Source organism: Streptomyces fradiae (genome assembly GCF_041270065.1).
In the GTDB taxonomy this organism is placed as follows: Bacteria; Actinomycetota; Actinomycetes; order Streptomycetales; family Streptomycetaceae; genus Streptomyces.
Window position 1 is genome coordinate 3,960,219 of the sequence record NZ_CP065958.1, and the last position, 22,205, is coordinate 3,982,423.

Sequence of the window (22,205 nt, forward strand, 5' to 3'; positions counted from 1 at the left end):
CCACGACATCGCTCAACGGTCCACTTTCTCACCCGGGCCCGACGGGTCGCCGCTTTCGGACCCGGTGTCCGGTGTCGGGTCACTCGGCTGCTCGGGATCCGTGTCCTCCGACGGGGCGGCGGCCCCGGGCTCCCCGTCCTCGGCGTCGCCCGTCGCGTCGGCCTCGGTCTCCGCGGCGGCCTCCGCCTCGGCGCTGCGGGCGGCGGCGCGCTTGCGCGCGCTGTACATCCGGACGCCGGCGAGGACGAGCAGCAGCACACCGCCGGCGATGACGAGCATCACCGTGGGGGTGATCTCGGAGACCTTCACGGTGAAGGTCATCGGATCGCCGTAGGGAGTGCCGTCCTCGGTGTAGAGCTGGGCGGTCATGGTGACCGGACCGTTGGCGTTGGCCGAGGCGTCGAACTTCACCGACTGGCTGTGTCCGCCGTCGATCTTCACCGGGCGTGCCGCCTCGCCGGTGTCGCCGTCCAGCTTCAGACGCGTCTTGTTGCTGGACTTCAGCTTGAGGACCAGGTGGTCCACGCCCTGGAGCAGCCGGTTCTGCACGGTCACCGGGATGGTGGCGCTGCGGCCGGACAGCGTGAGGTCGGACTTCTCGAACAGCCGCACTTCCTGCGTGAGGTTGGCCAGGTAGTCCTGGACCTCCCTGCGGTAGAGGGTCGCCGAGGGCGCCTCTCCGCGCCACGAGGTCGACATCTCGCGGCTGATCGCGTTGGTGAAGGGCGGCACCACGCGGTCGGGGAAGGTCAGGATGACCTGGAAGTCGTCCAGCCGGTCGCGGGTCAGCTTCATCTGGCGGAACGCGCCGGCGTCCAGCTCCTGGGCCCGCAGCTTCTTCGGGTAGGCCGAGCTGCCGGGGACCCGCTTCGAGGCGTCGGGGTCGGACTGGGTGGCGGCGGCCTGCAGGTCGACCGGCTCCGTCCAGCGCTTCGCGGCGAGGCTCTGCAGGCCCTTCGCCATGGCCTGGGCCTGCGAGGTGCTGGGCATGCGCTGCGGCGCGACCACGACGCTGCGCTGGTCCTCGGGCAGCTCCAGGGTGATCGCCAGCGACTGGGCGAGGAACTCCTGCACGGCCAGGGTCGAGTTCTCGGCCCTGATCATCTCGCCCTGGAAGGCGGTCGACAGGCCCGCGTCGCTGACGATCGCGGTGGTGCCACCGCCGATGGGGCGGGCCGAGGTCGGCGTGTACGACAGGTCGTCGCGGAAGCTGTCGCTGCGGGCGATCACGTTCCGCGCGCCGGCGGAGGTGGCGACCGCCATGATCGACGGGTCCACGGCGCCGTCGACGGGCCAGGCGAAGTCGGTGGACGGCTTCACGTGCAGGACGGTCTCCACCGTGGTGGCGGCCAGTGCCGTCGCCTGCTGGAGGTGGCTGAGCGAGCCCGGGACGTCCTTGCCGTGGTGGGCCAGGGAGGCCAGGTCGGGGTCGGCGAAGGGCAGGGCGACGACCTTGCGGCCCTGGACGGCCTTCTCCAGGTCGTTCAGCCAGCGCTCGGCGATCGCCTGGTTCCGGCCCGGGACCTCCGTCGTGCCGTTCTTGATCATGTACGGCTCGGTCATCGCCGTCACGCTGGCCAGCAGGTCCGGGTCGATCACCCAGGTGACCGGGAGGTCCTTGCCGAGCGAGACCATCTCGTGGAGCCGGCCGCCGGGGGCCAGCTCGGCCGCGAGGTCGTCGTTCTCGAAGACCGGGGTCTGCTGCTGGTCGGCGCCCGTCTCCGCAGAGACATGGGCTGTGGAGATCAGCGGCCAGAGATAGCTGAGCTGGGTCTTCTTCTCGGTGGCCTCGGGCTGGAAGGGCAGCAGCGTCCGCTCGATGCCGAGGACCCGCCCGTAGGACTGACTCGCGGTCTGGCCGGTCAGGGAGACCCCGAGCTGATAGACCCCGGCCTCGTCCAGTTCGAGCTTGGAGACCGGCACGGAGAGCGTGAAGTCCTTGCTCAGGCCGGCGCCCAGCCGGGGGATCTTCACCGTGTAGGGGCCGCCCAGCGGAGCCGGGTCACGGCCGTCCCGGTAGGCCTTGCGGCCGGAGACCTCGTCGATCTCGCTGCGGCTGCTCAGCCGGGGCCCGACGCGCAGATCGACCGTGGCGTCCGTCACGGCCTGCTTGCCCTGGTTGGTGACCGTGCCGGTGATGGTGACCGTGTCGCCCTCCACCGGGGCGCTCGGGGTCAGCGTGTCGAGGGACACATCGACGGTTCCGGCGCCCTTCGTGCTCTCGGCGGCCGTCGTCCCGGCCGCCGCCGCGGCTTCGGGGGCGGGAGTGCCCGGGAGAAATCCGGCCAGTAGCGGGGCGGCGACGGCGAGTGAGGCCGTGCGCCGCAGCCAGCGGCGGGCAGGTGAGGGAACGGTCCCCTGGATAGCTGCCGCCTCGGCCACGCGTCGCCCGTCCTCGTCGTTGTCTGTGGTGTCAGTGGTGTCGCTGGTGGTTCCCGGTTGCTGTGTCCAGGCATGGTAACGATGCACGCGGGCGCCAAGTGCCGGGGACTGCTCCAGCCGATGGGCCGGAGCGGACCGGGAGCGGACCGGGAGCGGACCGGACAGCGGGCCGGACGGCGGGAGAAAACGGGGACGTCGCGGTGGGCCGGTGCACGTACCCTTTTCTGTTGTGCCGAACGCCAACGAAGACACCCCGACTGCCCTGAGCCAGGTGCAACGCCGCGCGGTCAGTGAACTACTGCGTGTGTCCCCTGTCGCCGACGACCTCGCCCGCCGCTTCAAGGATGCCGGGTTCAGCCTCGCGCTGGTCGGCGGCTCGGTGCGCGACGCCCTCCTCGGCCGTCTCGGCAACGACCTGGACTTCACCACCGACGCCCGCCCCGAGGCCGTACTGAAGATCGTGCGCCCCTGGGCCGACGCCGTCTGGGAGGTCGGAATCGCCTTCGGCACCGTCGGCTGCCAGAAGGACGGCTACCTGGTGGAGATCACCACCTACCGGTCCGAGGCGTACGACCGCACCTCGCGCAAGCCCGAGGTCTCCTACGGCGACTCCATCGAGGAGGACCTGGTCCGGCGCGACTTCACCGTCAACGCCATGGCCGTCGCCCTCCCTGAGAAGGAGTTCATCGACCCGCACGGCGGCCTGGAGGACCTCGCCGAGCAGGTGCTGCGCACCCCGGGCACCCCGGAGGAGTCCTTCTCCGACGACCCGCTGCGCATGATGCGGGCCGCCCGCTTCGCCGCGCAGCTGGACTTCGAGGTCGCCCCTGAGGTCGTCACCGCCATGACGGAGATGGCCGGCCGGCTGGAGATCGTCTCCGCCGAGCGCGTCCGTGAGGAGTTCAACAAGCTCCTGCTCTCCGCCCACCCCCGCAAGGGCCTCGGCCTCCTCGTCGACACCGGCCTCGCCGCCCATGTCATCCCGGAGCTGCCGGCCCTGCGCCTGGAGAGCGACGAGCACCACCGTCACAAGGACGTCTACGAGCACTCCCTCACCGTGCTCGACCAGGCCATCGCCCTGGAGGAGGACGGCCCCGACCTGGTGCTGCGCCTCGCCGCGCTGCTCCACGACATCGGCAAGCCGCGTACCCGTCGCTTCGAGAAGGACGGACGGGTCTCCTTCCACCACCACGAGGTGGTCGGCGCGAAGATGACCAAGAAGCGCATGACGGCGCTGAAGTACTCCAACGAGCTGATCAAGGACGTCTCGCGCCTGGTGGAGCTGCATCTGCGCTTCCACGGCTACGGCACGGGCGAGTGGACCGACTCGGCCGTTCGCCGCTACGTACGGGATGCGGGACCGCTGCTCTCCCGTCTCCACAAGCTGACCCGCTCCGACTGCACCACGCGGAACAAGCGCAAGGCCTCCGCGCTCTCACGGGCCTACGACGGCCTGGAGGAGCGCATCGAGAAGCTCCAGGAGCAGGAGGAGCTGGACTCGATCCGGCCGGACCTGGACGGCAACCAGATCCAGGAGATCCTGGGCATCCGCCCCGGACCCGCCGTCGGCCAGGCCTACAAGTTCCTGCTTGAGCTGCGGCTGGAGAACGGTCCGATGGAGCAGGACGCCGCCGTCGCCGCGCTCAAGGAGTGGTGGGCGAGCCGGCAGGGCTGATGCGGATGCCGCCGTTTCACGGTCGATGTTTCACGTGAAACATCGACGCGGCGGTCTCGGGCAGGGGTGATGTTTCACGTGAAACATCACCCCTTTCTGGTGGTGCGGGCCAGGGCGAGCGCGAGCAGTGCGTAGAGCAGGGTCACGAGCAGCACGATCGTGGGGGACCGTCCGTCCGGCGGCAGCATCGCGGCCGCGACCCCGGCGGCGCCGACGAAGGCGACGTTGAAGAGCACGTCGTAGAGGGAGAAGACCCGCCCGCGATAGGCGTCGTCCACGGAGGTCTGTACGACGGTGTCGGTGGCGATCTTCGCGCCCTGGGTGATGAGGCCGAGCACGAAGGCGGCCACGAGGAACGGCGTCCGGGCGAAGGTGAGGCCAAGCGCGGGCGTCAGTACGGCGGCGGAACCCGTGCACACGGTCATCCAGCCGAATGCGCCGAAGCGCCCCACCGCCCACGGCGAGAGCACGGCCGCCGCGAAGAACCCGGCCCCGGAGGCGGCGACGGCCAGCCCGAGGACGGCAAGGCCCTGCGACTCCGTGGTGCTCCAGGCGTACCGGGAGAGCATGAGCACGGTCACGAAGAGGGCGCCGTAGCAGAAGCGCATCACCGTCACGGCGGAGAGCGCGCGGGCGGCGGCGCGGCGCTCGGCCAGATGCCGCAGCCCGCTCATCAGCCCCCGGGCGGTGGAGGCCAGCGCGGCGGAGAGCCGGGGCTGGAGGAGTTCCGGGTCGGGGCCGAGGAGCTCGCGGGACATGCGCAGCGAGGCGAGCGCGGAGCAGAGATAGAGGACGGCGCCCAGGAGGACCACGGCGGCGTCGGAGTCGTCCGCCACGAGTCGTACGCCGAAGGCCAGACCGCCGCCCAGGGTCGCGGCCAGGGTGCCGGCGGTCGGTGAGAGCGAGTTGGCGATGACAAGGCGTTCGGCATCGACCACGCGCGGGAGTGCGGCGGAGAGGCCGGCCAGGACGAAGCGGTTGACGGCCGTGACGGAGAGGGCGGAGGCGTAGAACAGCCAGTCCGGCACGGAGGCCAGCATGAGCACCGCGGTGCCGCCGGCCAGCAGGGCCCGCAGCAGGTTTCCGTAGAGGAAGACCTGGCGGCGCTGCCAGCGGTCGAGCAGGACGCCGGCGAAGGGGCCGACGAGGGAGTAGGGGAGCAGGAGCACGGCCATGGCGGAGGCGATGGCGGCGGCGCTGGTCTCCTTCTCCGGGGAGAAGACGACATACGTGGCCAGGGCGACCTGGTAGACGCCGTCGGCGCACTGGGAGAGCAGGCGGACGGCCAGCAGGCGGCGGAAGTTGCGCAGCCGCAGGAGGACGCGCAGATCACGCACGACGGACATGGCAGCAAGACTCACATACGACGAGGGCCCCCGGGCAGTGCCACGGGGACCCTCGTCAGTGAGCCTTCGTCAGGATCTCGACGGCCGGTGGGCCGCAGGGAGACCGTCGGGTCAGCGCTCGACCTCGCCCTTGATGAACTTCTCGACGTTGGCGAAGGCCTCGTCGTCGAAGTACTGGACCGGCGGGGACTTCATGAAGTAGCTCGACGCGGAGAGGATCGGGCCGCCGATGCCGCGGTCCTTGGCGATCTTCGCGGCGCGCAGGGCGTCGATGATGACACCCGCGGAGTTCGGGGAGTCCCAGACCTCGAGCTTGTACTCCAGGTTCAGCGGGACGTCGCCGAAGGCACGGCCCTCGAGGCGCACGTACGCCCACTTGCGGTCGTCCAGCCAGGCCACGTAGTCCGAGGGGCCGATGTGGACGTTCTTCTCGCCGAGGTCCCGGTCGGGGATCTGGGAGGTGACGGCCTGCGTCTTGGAGATCTTCTTGGACTCCAGGCGCTCGCGCTCGAGCATGTTCTTGAAGTCCATGTTGCCGCCGACGTTGAGCTGCATGGTGCGCTCGAGACGGACACCGCGGTCCTCGAACAGCTTCGCCATCACACGGTGCGTGATGGTGGCGCCGACCTGGGACTTGATGTCGTCACCGACGATCGGGACACCGGCCTCGGTGAACTTGTCCGCCCACTCCTTGGTGCCGGCGATGAAGACCGGGAGGGCGTTGACGAAGGCGACCTTGGCGTCGATGGCGCACTGGGCGTAGAACTTCGCCGCGTCCTCGGAGCCCACGGGCAGGTAGCAGACGAGAACGTCGACCTGCTTGTCCTTGAGGACCTGGACGACGTCGACCGGGGCCTCGGCGGACTCCTCGATGGTCAGGCGGTAGTACTTGCCGAGACCGTCGAGGGTGTGGCCGCGCTGGACCGTGACGCCCTTGTTCGGGACGTCGCAGATCTTGATGGTGTTGTTCTCGCTGGCGCCGATGGCGTCGGACAGGTCGAGGCCGACCTTCTTCGCGTCGACGTCGAACGCGGCCACGAACTCCACGTCGCCGACGTGGTAGTCGCCGAACTGGACGTGCATCAGGCCGGGCACCTTGGTCGCCGGGTCGGCGTCCTTGTAGTACTCGACGCCCTGCACCAGCGAGGCGGCGCAGTTGCCCACGCCGACGATGGCTACGCGAACCGAACCCATTCCGGTTGCTCCCTGTGTGATCGTGGAAGCCCTGCGAGCGCAGGGTTTCACTTGGCGGTGTCGTCGGACGGATCCGGCCGGGTACTGCCCCCGTGCCGGGGCAGGCCGCCCGTTTCTCCGGATTCTCTGTTCTGCTGCTGAGCGGCGCCCTCGGGGGCGTCGGGGCCGGATCGCTGATCCCGCCCCGCCCGCTCGCTCTCGATGAGCTCGTTCAGCCAGCGCACTTCGCGCTCCACGGACTCCATTCCGTGGCGCTGCAGCTCAAGCGTGTAGTCGTCGAGGCGCTCGCGCGTCCGGTTGAGGGAGGCGCGCATCTTCTCCAGGCGCTCCTCCAGCCGGCTGCGGCGGCCCTCGAGCACCCGCATCCGCACCTCGCGCTCGGTCTGGCCGAAGAAGGCGAAGCGGGCGGCGAAGTGCTCGTCCTCCCAGGCGTCGGGGCCGGTGTGGGAGAGGAGCTCCTCGAAGTGCTCCTTACCTTCGGCCGTCAACCGGTAGACGATCTTGGCGCGGCGCCCTGCGAGTGAAGCCGCGAGGGCCTCCTCGGGGGCACTTCCCGGTTCCTCGATCAACCAGCCGTTGGCGACCAGCGTCTTGAGGCACGGGTAGAGGGTCCCGTAGCTGAAGGCCCGGAAGATGCCCAGTGAGGTGTTGAGCCGCTTGCGCAGCTCGTACCCGTGCATCGGGGCCTCGCGGAGCAGGCCGAGAACGGCGAACTCGAGGATTCCTGAGCGCCGGCTCATTCGTCGCCTCCTCCGTTCTCGGGACTCGTCTCGGGGACCGTGCGGAAAACACTCCTATGCCGAGTCGATGTGCCGCACTGATGTATCGACTCGATACATCCCGACGATAGAACGGCCCCATGTCCGCGACAAGTGGGACTCGGGTGACCGGCGTCACATCGTCAATTCACAGCAATCGAGTTGCCTGATTTGGGGTGAACTTGCCCTCTAGGGAGGTTTTGGCCGTGCGTAGTCTGTGCGGCATGCAGACCACCGGGAACCGAGCAAGGCCGCGAGGCGTCCGTGAAACGGGTGACCGGCTGCGACCCGGCGGGGCTTCTTCCGAGGTCCGGCCGTGTGCATTTCGGGGGGACCGGAACTCAACTGCCGCTTCCAGGCGTACGCGCCTGCCCGAGGAGTAGTCGTTCGATGAGCGAGCACCGTCGCAAACCGCCGCAGCCGCAGCAGCAGCCGCCCTACGGCGGTCGTGCCGCGGCACGGCGCGCCGCCCAGCAGCCGATGGGCCGCAGGCCGGCGCCCGGTCGTGATGCCGCCACAGGGTCCCCTTCCGCCTCGTACGGGCCGCCTTCCTCCTATGGAGAGGAAGAGCGTCCCTACGGCGGACGGGCCGAGGCCCGTCGCGCCGCCCAGCGCGGGGGGCGCCGGCGCGCCCCCGAGGGCGGCGGCGGTCCTGGCGGACCCGGCGGCCGGCGCGGGGGCGGCGGAGGCGGCCGTGGCGAGGGTCCGGGGCGCGGTCGCGGCGGCGCCGGCGGGCGTCCGCCGGGCAAGAAGCGGCTCATCGACTACCCGCGGTACGGCAAGCACGGCTGGCGTCGCTGGATGCCCTCGTGGAAGCTCGTGACGGGCCTGTTCCTGGCGTTCGTCGGCAGCCTCATGGGCGCGGCCACGATCGGGTACGCCATGGTGGGCATCCCGAACGAAGCCGACAGCGCCAAGCAGCAGAACAACGTCTTCTACTGGTCCGACAACACGGTGATGGCCGCGACCGGTGGTGAGGTCAACCGCCAGATCATCGACTTCGCCGAGATTCCGAAGGCCATGCAGGACGCGGTCGTCTCTGCGGAGAACAAGACCTTCTGGACCGACTCCGGCATCGACCCCATGGGCATCGGCCGCGCCGTGTGGAACATGGCCAAGGGCGGCCAGACCCAGGGTGGCTCGACCATCACCCAGCAGTACGTGAAGAACAACCGCCTCGACGACCAGTCGCAGACGGTGACCCGCAAGGTGAAGGAACTCTTCATCTCGATGCGCGTCGGCAATGAGCGGGGCAAGCCCGAGATCATGGCGGGCTACCTCAACACCTCGTACTACGGTCGGGGTGCCTATGGACTCCAGGCCGCCGCCCGCGCGTACTTCGCCAAGGACGCCACCGATCTCAACCCCAGCGAGTGCGCCCTGCTCGCCTCGGTGCTCAAGGGCGCGACCTACTACGACCCGGCCGGCTACCCCGAGATCGACCCGGGTGCCTCCAAGGAGGCGAACACCGAGCGTGCCCGGAAGCGCTGGTCGTGGATCCTCGACGAGATGGTCAAGGACGGGAAGCTCGACGCCACCGAGCGCGCGAAGTACACCACGATGCCGCCGACCAAGCCGCGCACCCAGGGTGCCCAGCTCGGCGGGCAGATCGGCTATCTGGTGCGGACGGCCGAGGCGAACTTCCTGAACAACAGCAACTTCACGACGCAGCAGCTCGCCAAGGGCGGCTTCGAGATCCACACCACCTTCGACAAGAAGAAGGTCCAGGCACTCGAGTCGGCGGTCAAGAAGGTCTACAAGGACAACATCGACCCGGAGAAGCGCCCGGAGAAGGACACCCACGTCCAGTTCGGCGGTGCCTCGGTGAACGCGGAGACCGGCGCCATCGTCGCCCTCTACGGCGGTCAGGACGCCACGAAGCACTTCACCAACAACGCGGACACGACCGGTGCCCAGGTCGGCTCGACCTTCAAGCCCTTCGTGCTGGCCGCCGCGCTGCGCGACGGTGTGCGGGATCCCAAGGGCGAGAAGGTTCAGGGTCCCGAGACCCGCAGGATCGTCGATCCGAGCAAGAGCTTCTACAACGGCACGAACAAGCTGACGATCAAGAACTTCGACGGCTCGACGTGGTACGACGACAAGGGCAACGAGTGGCGTCAGGTCAATGACGGTGGCGAGAGCGTCCCGAGGGTCGACCTGCGCAAGGCCATGATGAAGTCCCTGAACTCGCCGTATGTGCAGCTCGGCATGGACGTCGGCATCGACAAGGTGCGCCAGTCGGCCATCGACGCGGGTCTGCTCGACTCCTCGCTGGTCAAGGCGGACGTCCCGTCCTTCTCGCTCGGTATCTCCTCCCCGAGCGCGATCCGCATGGCCGGCGCCTATGCGACCTTCGCGAACAACGGCGAGCGCAACGACGTCTTCTCCGTGACCAAGGTCCTCCAGCGGGGCACGGTCGTCTACGAGCACAAGGCCGAGCCCAAGCGGGCGTTCACCACGGCCGTCGCCAGCAACGTCACCGACGTCCTGAAGGACGTCGTCGAGGCCGGCACCGGTACCAACGCGAAGCTCGACGACCGCGAGGCGGCCGGCAAGACCGGTACCACCGACGGCAACAACTCGGCCTGGTTCGTGGGCTACACTCCGCAGCTCTCCACCGCGATCGACATGTACCGCTTCCCCGACGACGAGAACCTCAAGGGCCGCAAGTTCGAGTCCATGAAGGGCACCGGCGGCCAGGCGAAGATCCACGGTGCGTCGTTCCCGTCGGAGATCTGGCACGACTACATGACCTCCGCCCTCAAGGGCACCGCCCCGAAGAGCTTCCCGGCTCCGGAGGACCTCGACGGCGAGGCGGTCTTCGGCGGTGGCGCGGTCAGCCCGACCCCGACGCCGACCGCGACCACGCAGTCGCCGACGCCGACCATGACGCCGTCGACCGAGGCGCCCACGGACAAGCCGACCAAGTCGCCGGACCCGGGCAAGACCTGCAGCGTCTGGGATTGGCCGTGCAAGGACAACGGCGGCACCAGCACGGGCACCGACAGCGGCGGGGCCGGCAGCGGTGGGACCACCAGCACACCCACCGTCGATCCGACGAGTACCGCCACCACCGACCCGACCAACGGCGGAGGCGGGGGCAAACCCGGCGGCACCTCATGGGGAGCCGTGGGCTAGCCCCCGCACCCCCTAACCCGAGGGCCGTCGTGCCCGGTTCCGTACCCCGTACGGAACCGGCGCGGCGGCCCTCACCGTTTTCCCAGGGGCGTACGGCAGGATGTCCCCCATGCCGAGCCTCCAGAAGACGAGCCCTCCGCAGGATCCCCCGGTGGTCTGCCCCACCCGACGGGACGAGGTGGCCGCCGCCGGCAGCGAGCTGATCGGCGGCCCGATCGGACGCCGGGCGCTGCTCGGCGCAGGGCAGCTGACCCCGGTCAGGGTCGTCGTGCTCGTGGCCCTCGGGATGTACGCGCTCGGCATGGTGCAGAAGCTGCCCTGCTACAACTGGGCCTGGTTCCGCGGCTCCACCTCGCAGTACACCCACGCCTGCTACTCCGACATCCCGCACCTGTTCTCCGGGCGCGGTTTCGCGGAGGGCCTGGTCCCGTACTTCGACCGGCTGGGCGGCGACATACCGTTCCTGGAGTACCCGGTGCTCACCGGGCTGTTCATGCAGGTCGCCGCGTGGCTGACGCCGGGCGGGGACGTGACGGCGCAGGAGCGGACGTACTGGATGGTCAACGCGGGCCTGCTCATGGTCTGTGCGGCGGTCCTGGCCGTCTGCGTGGCCAGGACGCACCGGCGGCGCCCCTGGGACGGCCTGCTGGTGGCGCTCGCGCCCGCGTTCGCGCTGACCGCCACCATCAACTGGGACCTGCTCGCCGTGGCGCTGACGGCCGCCGCGCTGCTGATGTGGTCGCGCAGCCGGCCGCTCGCCTTCGGGGTGCTGCTCGGGCTCGCGACGGCCGCCAAGTTCTATCCGGTGCTGCTGCTCGTGCCCGTGCTGCTGCTGTGCTGGCGGGCCGGGAAGTGGCGCGCGTTCGGTACGGCGCTGCTGGGCGCGGCCGGTGCCTGGCTGGTGGTGAACCTGCCGGTGCTGGTGCTCGCGACGGAGGGCTGGAAGCAGTTCTACGTCTTCAGTACCGACCGGAACGTCGACTTCGGCTCGGTGTGGCTGCTGATCAGCCAGCTCACGGGCGAGCAGATGCGCCCGGAGACGGCGAACTACTGGGCGCTGTTCCTGATGATGCTTGCGGTCGCGGGGCTCGCGTATCTGGCGTTCAACGCGCCCCGCAGGCCGCGCCTTGTCCAGCTGGCGTTCCTGATCGTGGCCGCGTTCGTGCTGGTCAACAAGGTCTACTCGCCGCAGTACGTGCTGTGGCTGATCCCTCTCGCCGCGCTCGCCCGGCCGCGCTGGCGGGACTTCCTGGTGTGGCAGGGCTGTGAGGTCCTGTACTTCTTCGCGATCTGGTTCTACCTGGCGTACACGAGCAGCGGGAACAAGCAGGGGCTGCCGACCGACGGCTACCAGTTCGCGATCGTGCTGCACATGGCCGGCACGCTCTACCTGTGCGCCCTCGTCGTACGGGACATCCTGGCGCCGGACCGGGACGGGGTGCGGCGCGACGGCTCCGACGACCCGTCCGGGGGCGTTCTGGACGGCGCCGAGGACGTCTTCGTGCTCGGCAGGGCGGCGCACCCGGCGCGGCACGCGGCACCGGCCCTGGAGGGCCCGCGGGTGGACTGGGGCACGCCCCGCGAGTGACGAGCGCCCAGACCACGCGGAAGCGGCCCCCGGGGACTCCCCGGGGGCCGCTTCCGTCGTTCCGGTTCGGTGCGGCGGCTCAGCGCTCGACGAGCCGGTCGTACTGCGTCGTGGTGTGCCGCAGGTGTGCGACCAGCTCGTCGCCGACCTTGGGCTCCTGGGCGTCGGACGGCACGAACAGGATCGACACCTGCATGTGCGGCGGTTCGGCGAACCAGCGCTGCTTGCCGTCCCAGACGAACGGGGAAAGGTTCCGGTTGACGGTGGCGAGGCCGGCCCGGGCGACGCCCTTGGCCCGCGGCATCACGCCGTGCATGGCCTTGGGGGCCTCCAGGCCGACGCCGTGCGAGGTGCCGCCGGCGACCACCACGAGCCAGCCGTCGGAGGCGGTCTTCTGCTGCCGGTAGCCGAAGCGGTCGCCCTTGGCGACCCGGGTGACGTCGAGGACCGCGCCGCGGTACTCGGTCGCCTCGTGGTCGCCCAGCCACAGCCGGGTGCCGATGCGGGCCCGGAAGCGGGTCTGCGGGAACTGCTGCTGGAGCCGGGCCTGCTCCTCGGCGCGCAGATGGCTGACGAACATGGTGTGCAGCGGCAGCCGGGCGGCCCGCAGCCGGTCCATCCAGGCGATGACCTCCTCGACGGCGTCGGTGCCGTCGGGGCGGTCCAGCGGCAGGTGGAGGGCGAAGCCCTCCAGGCGTACGTCCTCGATGGCCGCGTGGAGCCTGGGCAGCTCCTCCTCGTGGACGCCGTGCCGCTTCATCGAGCTCATGCACTCGATGACGACGCGGGCGCCGACCAGGGCGTGCACACCGTCCACCGAGGAGACCGAGCGGATGACCCGGTCGGGCAGCGGCACCGGCTCCTCACCGCGTCGGAACGGGGTGAGGACGAGCAGGTCGCCGCCGAACCAGTCCTTGATCTTCGCGGCCTCGTACGTGGTGCCCACCGCGAGCATGTCGGAGCCGAAGCGCGCGGCCTCGTCCGAGAGCCGCTCGTGGCCGAATCCGTAGCCGTTGCCCTTGCAGACCGGGACGAGGCCCGGGAACTGCTCGATCACGGTCTTCTGGTGCGCCCGCCAGCGAGCGGTGTCGACATAGAGGGAGAGCGCCATGGCCGGCCCGGAACCTTTCTGGTGGCTGCGGTGAGTCAGAGATGTGTACGAGCGGTACGAGACTACGCAAGCCTCGCACGGGTCGTCAGCGGCGCGACATGTAGATGTCCAGGGCCTTGTGCAGGAGCTTGTTGAGCGGGAAGTCCCACTCGCCGACGTACTCCACGGCCTCGCCGCCGGTGCCGACCTTGAACTGGATCAGGCCGAAGAGGTGGTCGGTCTCGTCCAGCGAGTCCGAGATGCCGCGCAGGTCGTAGACGGTCGCGCCCATCGCGTAGGCGTCGCGCAGCATCCGCCACTGCATGGCGTTCGAGGGGCGGACCTCGCGGCCGATGTTGTCGGAGGCACCGTACGAGTACCAGACGTGGCCGCCGACCACGAGCATCGTCGCGGCGGACAGGTTCACGCCGTTGTGGCGGGCGAAGTAGAGCCGCATGCGGTTGGGGTCCTCGTTGTTGAGGACGGTCCACATGCGCTGGAAGTACGAGAGCGGGCGCGGCCGGAAGTGGTCGCGGACGGCCGTGATCTCGTACAGCCGCTGCCACTCGGCCAGGTCCTCGTAACCGCCCTGGACGACCTCGACACCGGCCTTCTCGGCCTTCTTGATGTTGCGGCGCCACAGCTGGTTGAAGCCCTTGAGGACGTCGTCCAGCGAGCGGTTGGCGAGCGGGACCTGGAAGACGTAGCGGGGCTGGACGTCGCCGAAGCCGGCGCCGCCGTCCTCGCCCTGCTGCCAGCCCATCTTCCGCAGCCGGTCGGCGACTTCGAAGGCGCGCGGCTCGATGTGGGTGGCCTCGACGTCCTTGAGGCGCTTGACGTCCGGGTCCTGGATGCCGGCCTTGATGGCGGTCGAGTCCCAGCGCCGGATGACCACCGGCGGGCCCATCTTCACGGAGAAGGCGCCCTGCTGCTTGAGGTGGGCCAGCATCGGCTGCAGCCACTCGTCCAGGTTCGGCGCGTACCAGTTGATGACCGGGCCCTCGGGCAGATAGGCCAAGTAGCGCTTGATCTTGGGCAGCTGACGGTAGAGCACCAGACCGGCACCCACGAGCTCACCGGACTTGTCGAACCAGCCGAGGTTCTCCGAGCGCCACTCGGTCTTCACATCAGCCCATGCCGGGACCTGACAGTGGCTCGCCGCGGGCTGGCTCTGGATGAATGCCAGATGCTGCTCACGACTGATGGTCCTCAGGGTCAGGCTCATGCGGGGCGCTCCTCGGCAGGTGTGTCCCCATCGGTTGCGGGGCTGCGGCTCTCGCGCCGAAGCCTACTGCGACCGGGGAGCGCCCCGGATGGCCCCGTGGCCCGCCCGGGCCCGGCAGGGGCCCAGGTGACGGGCCCGGGGCCGTCGCGCGGCTAGCTGATCACGCCGCCGAAGAGGCCGCCGTGGGCCATGCCGAGGTAGAAGCCCACTGCCGCGGCGCCGAGTCCGACGATCAGCGCGAAGCGCTCGCGGGTCGTGGCGGAGATGAACTGTCCGTAGGCGCCGGTGAGGATGCCGATCAGACCTGCCCAGGACGCGAGCAGGTGCAGGTTGTCGAAGAAGCCCACGACGAAGGCGAGGATGCCGAGCGCGAGGGTGACGACGACCAGGGTGTCCTGGAGCGGATGGGGTTTGCCGTCCGTTGCGAAGAGGGAGTGGCCGGGGTCGGGTCGCATTGCCTGTGCCATGGGGCACCTCCTGGCGTGCCTGGCGGAAGGCGGCGCCAGTGTGACGCCGCCGACATCCGTTGTGTACAGATTGCGTCCCCTCACCACCGGATTTCAACCGCAGGACGATGTGCGGGTACTCTGTACGGTCTGCACCGGTGTCTGCCCAGGTCCGACCTGGATCCGCCGGCAGCCCCTCGTTCACCGAGGGGGACTGTCAGCGGCGGCGGATACCGTTGCGCACGCATCACGACCCTCCTGCCACGGAACGACCGTGGCCGCTGAGTCCAAAGGAGGTGGGTTCCACATGCGTCACTACGAGGTGATGGTCATCCTCGACCCCGATCTCGAGGAGCGCGCTGTCTCCCCGCTGATCGAGAACTTCCTCTCCGTCGTCCGTGAGGGCAACGGAAAGGTCGAGAAGGTCGACACCTGGGGCCGTCGTCGTCTCGCCTACGAGATCAAGAAGAAGCCCGAGGGCATCTACTCGGTCATCGACCTGCAGGCCGAGCCTGCGGTCGTCAAGGAGCTCGACCGCCAGATGAACCTGAACGAGTCGGTCCTCCGGACCAAGGTCCTCCGCCCCGAGACCCACTGAGCTCCGGCTCAGGCGTTCTCGGGTTCGAGTAGCAGTAAGCAGCCGTAAGCAATCCCGCCGAGAGGTTCACCCATGGCAGGCGAGACCGTCATCACGGTCGTCGGCAACCTTGTCGAAGACCCCGAGCTGCGCTTCACCCCGTCCGGTGCGGCGGTCGCGAAGTTCCGCGTCGCGTCCACTCCCCGCACCTTCGACCGGCAGACCAATGAGTGGAAGGACGGCGAGAGCCTGTTCCTGACCTGCTCGGTCTGGCGGCAGGCGGCGGAGAACGTCGCCGAGTCGCTGCAGAAGGGCATGCGCGTCGTCGTGCAGGGCCGTCTGAAGCAGCGGTCCTACGAGGACCGCGAGGGCGTCAAGCGCACGGTCTACGAGCTGGACGTCGAGGAAGTCGGCCCCAGCCTGCGCAACGCCACGGCCAAGGTCACCCGCACCACCGGTCGCGGTGGCCAGGGCGGCTACGGCGGCGGCCAGCAGCAGCAGGGCGGCGGCGGTGGCTGGGGTGGCAACTCCGGCGGCGGCCAGCAGGGCGGCGGAGCTCCCTCCGACGACCCCTGGGCCTCCAGCGCCCCGTCCGGCGGCCAGCAGGGCGGCGGCGGTGGCTGGGGTGGAAACTCCGGCGGTTCCGGCGGCGGCTACTCGGACGAGCCTCCCTTCTAGGGCCTGTGCCCCGGAAGCAGCTCGTACCCACACTTCTTGATCACACAGGAGAAACACCATGGCGAAGCCGCCTGTGCGCAAGCCTAAGAAGAAGGTCTGCGCGTTCTGCAAGGACAAGGTCGCGTACGTCGACTACAAGGACACGAACATGCTGCGGAAGTTCATTTCCGACCGCGGCAAGATCCGTGCCCGTCGCGTGACCGGCAACTGCACGCAGCACCAGCGTGACGTCGCCACGGCCGTCAAGAACAGCCGTGAGATGGCGCTGCTGCCCTACACGTCCACCGCGCGCTAAGGGAAGGGTGACCGAAAAATGAAGATCATCCTCACCCACGAGGTGTCCGGTCTCGGTGCCGCCGGCGACGTCGTCGACGTCAAGGACGGCTACGCTCGCAACTACCTGGTCCCGCGCGGCTTCGCGCTCCGCTGGACCAAGGGCGGCGAGAAGGACGTGGCGCAGATCCGCCGCGCCCGCAAGATCCACGAGATCGCGACCATCGAGCAGGCCAACGAGGTCAAGGCCCAGCTCGAGGGCACGAAGGTCCGTCTGGCCGTTCGCTCCGGCGACGCCGGCCGCCTCTTCGGCTCCGTGACCCAGGCCGATGTCGCCGACGCGATCAAGACCGCCGGTGGCCCGGCCGTCGACAAGCGTCGCGTCGAGCTCGGTTCGCCGATCAAGACCCTGGGCTCGCACGAGGTGACCGTGCGTCTGCACGCTGACGTCGTCGCGAAGCTCGGCGTCGAGGTCGTCGCCGCGTAACACTGCCCCCGGGCAGTGAGCGCAGCGGTACGCGCTCAGCAGTACGGAAGGGCCCGCACCCCTCGGGGTGCGGGCCCTTCCGCTGTTTCACGTGAAACAGCCCGGTTTCACGTGAAACAGCGCTCAGCGCGTGGCGCCCGTGACGAGCCAGCGGCCCGAGCGCTCGCGGAACCACAGCGTGGCCATGCGGACGAGCATCATCAGCGTCATCGCTCCCCACAGAGCCGTGAGGCCGCCGCCCAGCGCGGGGACCAGAAGGGCCACGGGGGCGAAGACGGCCAGGGTCAGCAGCATGGCCCAGGCGAGATACGGGCCGTCGCCCGCGCCCATGAGGACGCCGTCGAGGACGAAGACCACCCCGGAGATCGGCTGCGAGAGCGCCACGACGAGGAGGGCGGGGAACAGCGCGTCCTGAACGGCGGGGTCGCCGGTGAAGAGCGGGACGAAGAGCGGCCGGGCGAGGATCAGCAGCGCGCCGAGAGCGATCCCGGAGACCACGCCCCACTGGACCATGCGGCGGCAGACCTGACGGGCACCCGTCGCGTCGTCGGCGCCGAGGTACCGCCCGATGATGGCCTGCCCGGCGATGGCGATCGCGTCCAGGGCGAAGGCCATCAGGCTCCACAGGGACAGGATGATCTGGTGGGCCGCGACATCGGCGTCCCCGAGCCGGGCCGCGACGGCGGTGGCGATCATCAGGACGGCGCGCAGCGAGAGCGTACGGATCAGGAGCGGGGCGCCGGCCTGGGCGGAGGCCCGGATGCCGGCGGCGTCGGGGCGCAGCGAGGCGCCGTGGCGGCGGGCGCCGCGGACGACGACGAGGAGGTACGCGGCGGCCATCCCGAACTGGGCGATGACCGTGCCCCAGGCGGAGCCGGCGATGCCGAGGCCCGCGCCGTAGACCAGGCCGAGGTTGAGGGCGCCGTTGGCCGCGAAGCCGCCGATGGCGACGTAGAGCGGCGTGCGGGTGTCCTGGAGGCCGCGCAGGACGCCGGTGGCGGCCAGGACGACCAGCATGGCGGGGATGCCCAGGATGGAGATGCGCAGATATGTGGTGGCGTAGGGGGCGGCCGTGTCGGAGGCTCCGAAGAGGTCGACCAGCCAGGAAGCGGTGGGCAGGGTGAGGGCGACCACGGCGGCGCCGAGGAGCAGGGCGAGCCAGATGCCGTCGATGCCCTGGCGGATGGCGGCCTTGAGGTCGCCGGCGCCGACCCGGCGGGCGACGGCCGCGGTGGTCGCGTAGGCGAGGAAGACGAAGACGCTGACGGCGGTGGAGAGCAGCGCCGAGGCGATGGCGAGCCCGGCGAGCTGGGGGGTGCCGAGATGCCCGACGATGGCACTGTCGACCATGAGGAAGAGGGGCTCGGCGACGAGTGCGCCGAAGGCCGGGACGGCGAGCGAGACGATCTCGCGGTCGTGTTGCCGTCGAACGGCCTTGGGGGTCGCGGGAGCCGTGTGCATGCGCCCAATCTAATCTTCCACAGGTAAGAGATGCAATTGCTTTGTGACCCTTACTTTTGCGGCGAGTGACCCTTCGGGTGTGCGCCGTTTGTTCTGATCTTGCTCCGGGTGGCAAAGTTTTTCTCCCCCACAGCCGGTGGATGGAAAAATCGCAGGTCAGAGGTGTTTGGGTGGGCGGGCTATGAGTTTGTCCACATGGCTGTCCCCCGGTCCGTGCACAGGTTCCGGGGAGTTCTCCACAGCATCTGGGCCTTCACCCACAGGGCCTGTGGATAACCAGATTGGCTGACGGTGCCCGCGGCCCTACCGTGGACCGGCGCCCGACGCGCCAGAAGCGGAGCCAAAGCCCCTTTTTTGTCCGAGCCGTGGCGTAAGAAAGAGGGGCACGGCGAGGTCCGCGGAGCGGACGGGAGGAGGTGGCTTGGTGAGCATGCCCGAGCCCATGGACGATCCCTGGGCCGACAGCGGACCCGGCGACCGGCTCCCGACGCGTACCCGCGAGCGGGGCGGCCGCGGACGGGGCCGGGAGGACCAGCACGAGCGCGGCAGCGAGGACGGCGGCTGGGACAGCGGGATCTCCGCCTTCGAGCGGGTGCCCCCGCAGGACCTGGACGCCGAGCAGTCCGTCCTGGGCGGCATGCTGCTGTCCAAGGACGCGATCGCCGACGTCGTCGAGATCATCAAGGGCCACGACTTCTACAAGCCGGCCCACGAGACGGTCTACGCGGCGATCCTCGACCTCTACGCCAAGGGCGAGCCCGCCGACCCCATCACGGTCGGCGCCGAGCTCACCAAGCGCGGCGAGATCACCCGGGTCGGCGGCGCCTCGTATCTGCACACCCTCGTGCAGTCGGTGCCGACCGCGGCCAACGCCTCGTACTACGCGGAGATCGTCCACGAGCGGGCCGTGCTGCGCCGCCTCGTGGAGGCCGGCACCAAGATCACGCAGATGGGATACGCGGCCGACGGCGACGTCGACGACATCGTCAACCGCGCCCAGTCCGAGATCTACCAGGTCACCGAGCAGCGCACCACCGAGGACTACCTGCCGCTCGGCGACATCATGGAGGGCGCGCTCGACGAGATCGAGGCGATCGGCTCCCGCAGCGGCGAGATGACCGGTGTGCCCACCGGCTTCACCGACCTCGACGCGCTCACCAACGGGCTGCACCCCGGCCAGATGATCATCATCGCGGCCCGTCCCGCCATGGGTAAGTCCACGCTCGCGCTCGACTTCGCCCGGGCCGCCTCCATCAAGCACAACCTGCCCAGCGTCATCTTCTCCCTCGAAATGGGCCGCAACGAGATCGCGATGCGTCTGCTCTCGGCCGAGGCCCGGGTGGCGCTGCACCACATGCGCTCCGGCACCATGACCGACGAGGACTGGACCCGGCTCGCCCGCCGGATGCCGGACGTCTCGCAGGCCCCGCTCTACATCGACGACTCGCCGAACCTGTCGATGATGGAGATCCGCGCCAAGTGCCGCCGCCTCAAGCAGCGCAGCGGCATCAAGCTCGTCATCATCGACTACCTCCAGCTGATGCAGGCCGGCGGCTCCAAGCGGGCCGAGAGCCGCCAGCAGGAGGTCTCGGAGATGTCGCGAAACCTCAAGCTCCTCGCCAAGGAGCTGGAGCTTCCCGTCATCGCGCTCTCCCAGCTGAACCGTGGCCCCGAGCAGCGCACCGACAAGAAGCCGATGGTGTCCGACCTCCGAGAGTCCGGCTCCATCGAGCAGGACGCCGACATGGTCATCCTGCTGCACCGCGAGGACGCCTACGAGAAGGAGTCCCCGCGCGCGGGCGAGGCCGACATCATCGTCGGCAAGCACCGTAACGGCCCGACGGCGACCATCACCGTGGCCTTCCAGGGCCACTACTCGCGCTTCGTGGACATGGCACAAACCTGATCGATATCCGGCGGAGGGGGCGGCATGATCGCCGCATGACCTCATCCTTCGAAGCCCTGTTGCCCACCACCGAGCGCGCCCTGCTGCACCGGGTGGCCGTCGCGCAGAGCGAGGGCCGCGCGCCCTCGTTCGCCGCCGGCGTCGCGCGGGACGGAGCGGTGGTGTGGAGCGGCTCGCGCAGCTGTGTCGACGGGCATGCGCCGGACGCCGAGACCCAGTACCGGATCGGGTCGATCACCAAGGTGTTCACCGCGGTGCTCGTGATGCGGCTGCGGGACGAGGGGCTGCTGAGCCTTGAGGATCCGCTGGAGAAGCATCTGCCGGGCACGGGCGTCGGCGAGGTGACGATCGCCCAACTCCTGGGCCATACCTCGGGACTTGCCGCGGAGACTCCGTCGCCCTGGTGGGAGCGGACCCCGGGGACTCTTCGGCCGGAGCTGTCCGACGTGCTGGGGGAGCGGCCGATGCTGCACCCGGTGGGCCGACTCCATCACTACTCCAACCCCGGTTACACGCTGCTCGGTTCGCTGGTGGAGGCGGTGCGCGGGGTGTCCTGGGAGGAGGCGCTGCGCACCGAGATCCTGGAGCCGCTGGAGCTTCGCCGGACGACCGCGCAGCCGGTCGCGCCGCACGCCGGCGGCTTCGCTGTGCATCCGTGGGCGGACGTGATGATGGCCGAACCCGCCCAGGACCTGGGGGTGATGGCTCCGGCGGGGCAGCTCTGGTCGACGGTCGGGGACCTGTGCCGGTTCGGCGTCTTCCTCGCCGAGGGGGACGACCGGGTGCTGAGCGCCGCCAGTGTGGCGGAGATGCGGGTTCCGGCGGCGCCGGCCGCCAGCGCCGACGGGAAGATGGGCTACGGCCTGGGACTCCAGCTGGTGTACTCCGAGCGCGGGACGCTGTTCGGGCACACCGGCTCGCTGCCCGGCTTCGTCGCCGGACTGTGGGTGAGCGTCGAGCACGGGATGGTCGCCGCGGCCCTCGCCAATGCCACCAGCGGGCCGCTCACGGCCACGGTGGCCGCCGAACTCATCGGGATCGTCGCGGAGGCCGAGCCCCGTTTCCCGGAGCCCTGGCGCCCCCTTCCCGCGGCCGAGGTCGACGAGGAGCTGCTCGCCCTGACCGGACCCTGGTACTGGGGTACGTACGCGTACGGGCTGAAGCTCGGCGCCGGGCGCGCCGTGACCCTGGAGCCGCTCACGGGCGTCGGGCGGCGGGCGACCTTCCGGGCGCTGCCCGACGGTAGCGGCTGGATCGGCCTCGACGGCTACTACCAGGGGGAGACCCTGCGGGCGGTGAAGCGGCCCGACGGCTCGGTGAGCCATCTCGACCTGGGCTCCTTCGTCTTCACCCGGGAGCCCTACGAGCAGGGCGACGCCGTGCCCGGCGGAGTGGACGAGGCGCCCTGGCGCGGCCTCTGACCGGCTCGTCGCCGGCCTTGCGCTGTTTCACGTGAAACAGCGCAAGGCCGGGCTCAGGCGGGGACGTTCGCGGGAACGTTCAGGCCTTCGACGACCCGTACGAACGGGGCCAGTTCGGGGTTCTGGGCGGCGGCGTCCAGGGCCTCGCGGAGCGCGGTGTCGTTGGTGGGGCGGGCCTCGTCGAGAAGCTTCTGGCCCGCTTCGGTGACATCGGTGTAGATGCCGCGCCGGTCGGTGGCGCAGAGGTACCGGGTGAGCAGGCCGCGGTCCTCCAGTCGCGTGACGAGCCGGGTGGTCGCGCTCTGGCTGAGCACCACGGCGTCGGCCACCTGCTTCATCTGGAGGTGGCCGCCGGGTCCGTCGTGCTGGCGGCTGAGGACGTCGAGGAGCGAGTACTCGCGGACGCTGAGCCCGTGCCCGGCCTCCAAGGCGCGCTCGATGTGCGACTCGATCCGTCCGTGCAGCAGGGAAAGCGCGCACCAGCCCTGGGAGAGGGCCGTCAGGGCGGGGTCCGTCGCGGTCATGTGCGCTCCTCGCTTCCTCGGTCTGTCCTCGGTGTC

At 69.8% G+C, this 22,205-nt stretch carries 18 protein-coding genes; 9 read left to right on the forward strand and 9 right to left on the reverse strand.

Going from position 1 to position 22,205, the window contains the following annotated elements:
• Positions 1-12: 12 nt before the first annotated feature.
• The gene (locus JAO84_RS17970) at positions 13-2,382 is read right to left on the reverse strand and encodes a DUF6049 family protein (RefSeq protein ID WP_370413794.1); all 2,370 of its coding nucleotides are present in this window, start codon (positions 2,380-2,382) and stop codon (positions 13-15) included.
• A gap of 229 nt (positions 2,383-2,611) precedes the next feature.
• On the opposite strand from JAO84_RS17970, the gene JAO84_RS17975 reads away from it, so the two are divergent.
• On the forward strand, positions 2,612-4,057 hold the full coding sequence (locus JAO84_RS17975) for a CCA tRNA nucleotidyltransferase (RefSeq protein WP_370413795.1): 1,446 nt from the start codon (positions 2,612-2,614) through the stop codon (positions 4,055-4,057).
• Positions 4,058-4,143: 86 nt separating this feature from the next.
• On the opposite strand, the gene JAO84_RS17980 is transcribed toward JAO84_RS17975, so the two are convergent.
• The 3 genes from JAO84_RS17980 to JAO84_RS17990 form a co-directional block, all read right to left on the reverse strand.
• On the reverse strand, positions 4,144-5,403 hold the full coding sequence (locus JAO84_RS17980) for an MFS transporter (RefSeq protein ID WP_370413796.1): 1,260 nt from the start codon (positions 5,401-5,403) through the stop codon (positions 4,144-4,146).
• A 111-nt stretch (positions 5,404-5,514) separates the two neighbouring features.
• Positions 5,515-6,597 carry an inositol-3-phosphate synthase gene (locus JAO84_RS17985; RefSeq protein ID WP_265861391.1) on the reverse strand — a complete coding sequence of 361 codons (1,083 nt, stop codon included), beginning with the start codon at positions 6,595-6,597 and terminating at the stop codon, positions 5,515-5,517.
• A 47-nt stretch (positions 6,598-6,644) separates the two neighbouring features.
• Entirely contained in the window at positions 6,645-7,337 is a 693-nt protein-coding gene (locus tag JAO84_RS17990; RefSeq protein ID WP_265861390.1) for a PadR family transcriptional regulator, read from the reverse strand.
• 408 nt (positions 7,338-7,745) lie between these two features.
• Between JAO84_RS17990 and JAO84_RS17995 the strand changes: the two genes are divergently transcribed.
• Both JAO84_RS17995 and JAO84_RS18000 read left to right on the forward strand, forming a co-directional pair.
• On the forward strand, positions 7,746-10,493 hold the full coding sequence (locus JAO84_RS17995; RefSeq protein WP_370413797.1) for a transglycosylase domain-containing protein: 2,748 nt from the start codon (positions 7,746-7,748) through the stop codon (positions 10,491-10,493).
• A 109-nt stretch (positions 10,494-10,602) separates the two neighbouring features.
• The gene (locus JAO84_RS18000) at positions 10,603-12,081 is read left to right on the forward strand and encodes a glycosyltransferase family 87 protein (RefSeq protein WP_370413798.1); all 1,479 of its coding nucleotides are present in this window, start codon (positions 10,603-10,605) and stop codon (positions 12,079-12,081) included.
• A gap of 79 nt (positions 12,082-12,160) precedes the next feature.
• Here JAO84_RS18000 and JAO84_RS18005 read toward each other — a convergent pair whose 3' ends face one another.
• From JAO84_RS18005 to JAO84_RS18015, 3 genes are all read right to left on the reverse strand, one after another.
• The gene (locus JAO84_RS18005) at positions 12,161-13,192 is read right to left on the reverse strand and encodes an alanine racemase (RefSeq protein ID WP_265861386.1); all 1,032 of its coding nucleotides are present in this window, start codon (positions 13,190-13,192) and stop codon (positions 12,161-12,163) included.
• Between the two features lie 85 nt (positions 13,193-13,277).
• A complete protein-coding gene (locus JAO84_RS18010) occupies positions 13,278-14,396 on the reverse strand; it encodes a peptidoglycan bridge formation glycyltransferase FemA/FemB family protein (protein WP_265861384.1) in 1,119 nt (372 codons plus the stop codon).
• 152 nt (positions 14,397-14,548) lie between these two features.
• Entirely contained in the window at positions 14,549-14,863 is a 315-nt protein-coding gene (locus JAO84_RS18015; RefSeq protein WP_265861383.1) for a hypothetical protein, read from the reverse strand.
• Positions 14,864-15,149: 286 nt separating this feature from the next.
• Between JAO84_RS18015 and rpsF the strand changes: the two genes are divergently transcribed.
• The 4 genes from rpsF to rplI all read left to right on the forward strand — a co-directional run bounded on the left by rpsF (position 15,150) and on the right by rplI (position 16,857).
• On the forward strand, positions 15,150-15,440 hold the full coding sequence (rpsF, locus tag JAO84_RS18020; RefSeq protein WP_004950685.1) for a 30S ribosomal protein S6: 291 nt from the start codon (positions 15,150-15,152) through the stop codon (positions 15,438-15,440).
• A gap of 72 nt (positions 15,441-15,512) precedes the next feature.
• The gene (locus tag JAO84_RS18025; RefSeq protein WP_370413799.1) at positions 15,513-16,097 is read left to right on the forward strand and encodes a single-stranded DNA-binding protein; all 585 of its coding nucleotides are present in this window, start codon (positions 15,513-15,515) and stop codon (positions 16,095-16,097) included.
• A 58-nt stretch (positions 16,098-16,155) separates the two neighbouring features.
• Positions 16,156-16,392, forward strand: coding sequence for a 30S ribosomal protein S18 (gene rpsR / locus JAO84_RS18030; protein ID WP_128983236.1), 237 nt, complete (start codon positions 16,156-16,158; stop codon positions 16,390-16,392).
• Between the two features lie 18 nt (positions 16,393-16,410).
• Positions 16,411-16,857, forward strand: coding sequence for a 50S ribosomal protein L9 (gene rplI, locus JAO84_RS18035; RefSeq protein WP_265861370.1), 447 nt, complete (start codon positions 16,411-16,413; stop codon positions 16,855-16,857).
• Positions 16,858-16,980: 123 nt separating this feature from the next.
• On the opposite strand, the gene JAO84_RS18040 is transcribed toward rplI, so the two are convergent.
• Positions 16,981-18,318: an MATE family efflux transporter gene (locus JAO84_RS18040; protein ID WP_370413800.1), complete on the reverse strand. Its 1,338-nt coding sequence runs from the start codon at positions 18,316-18,318 to the stop codon at positions 16,981-16,983.
• 442 nt (positions 18,319-18,760) lie between these two features.
• On the opposite strand from JAO84_RS18040, the gene dnaB reads away from it, so the two are divergent.
• Together dnaB and JAO84_RS18050 are read left to right on the forward strand one after the other, a co-directional pair.
• On the forward strand, positions 18,761-20,224 hold the full coding sequence (gene dnaB / locus JAO84_RS18045; protein ID WP_265861887.1) for a replicative DNA helicase: 1,464 nt from the start codon (positions 18,761-18,763) through the stop codon (positions 20,222-20,224).
• Between the two features lie 35 nt (positions 20,225-20,259).
• Entirely contained in the window at positions 20,260-21,645 is a 1,386-nt protein-coding gene (locus JAO84_RS18050) for a serine hydrolase domain-containing protein (protein WP_370413801.1), read from the forward strand.
• Between the two features lie 53 nt (positions 21,646-21,698).
• Here the strand turns inward: JAO84_RS18050 and JAO84_RS18055 are convergent, their stop codons facing one another.
• Complete coding sequence (locus JAO84_RS18055; RefSeq protein ID WP_370413802.1) at positions 21,699-22,169, reverse strand: MarR family winged helix-turn-helix transcriptional regulator; 471 nt, start codon at positions 22,167-22,169, stop codon at positions 21,699-21,701.
• Positions 22,170-22,205: the final 36 nt, after the last annotated feature.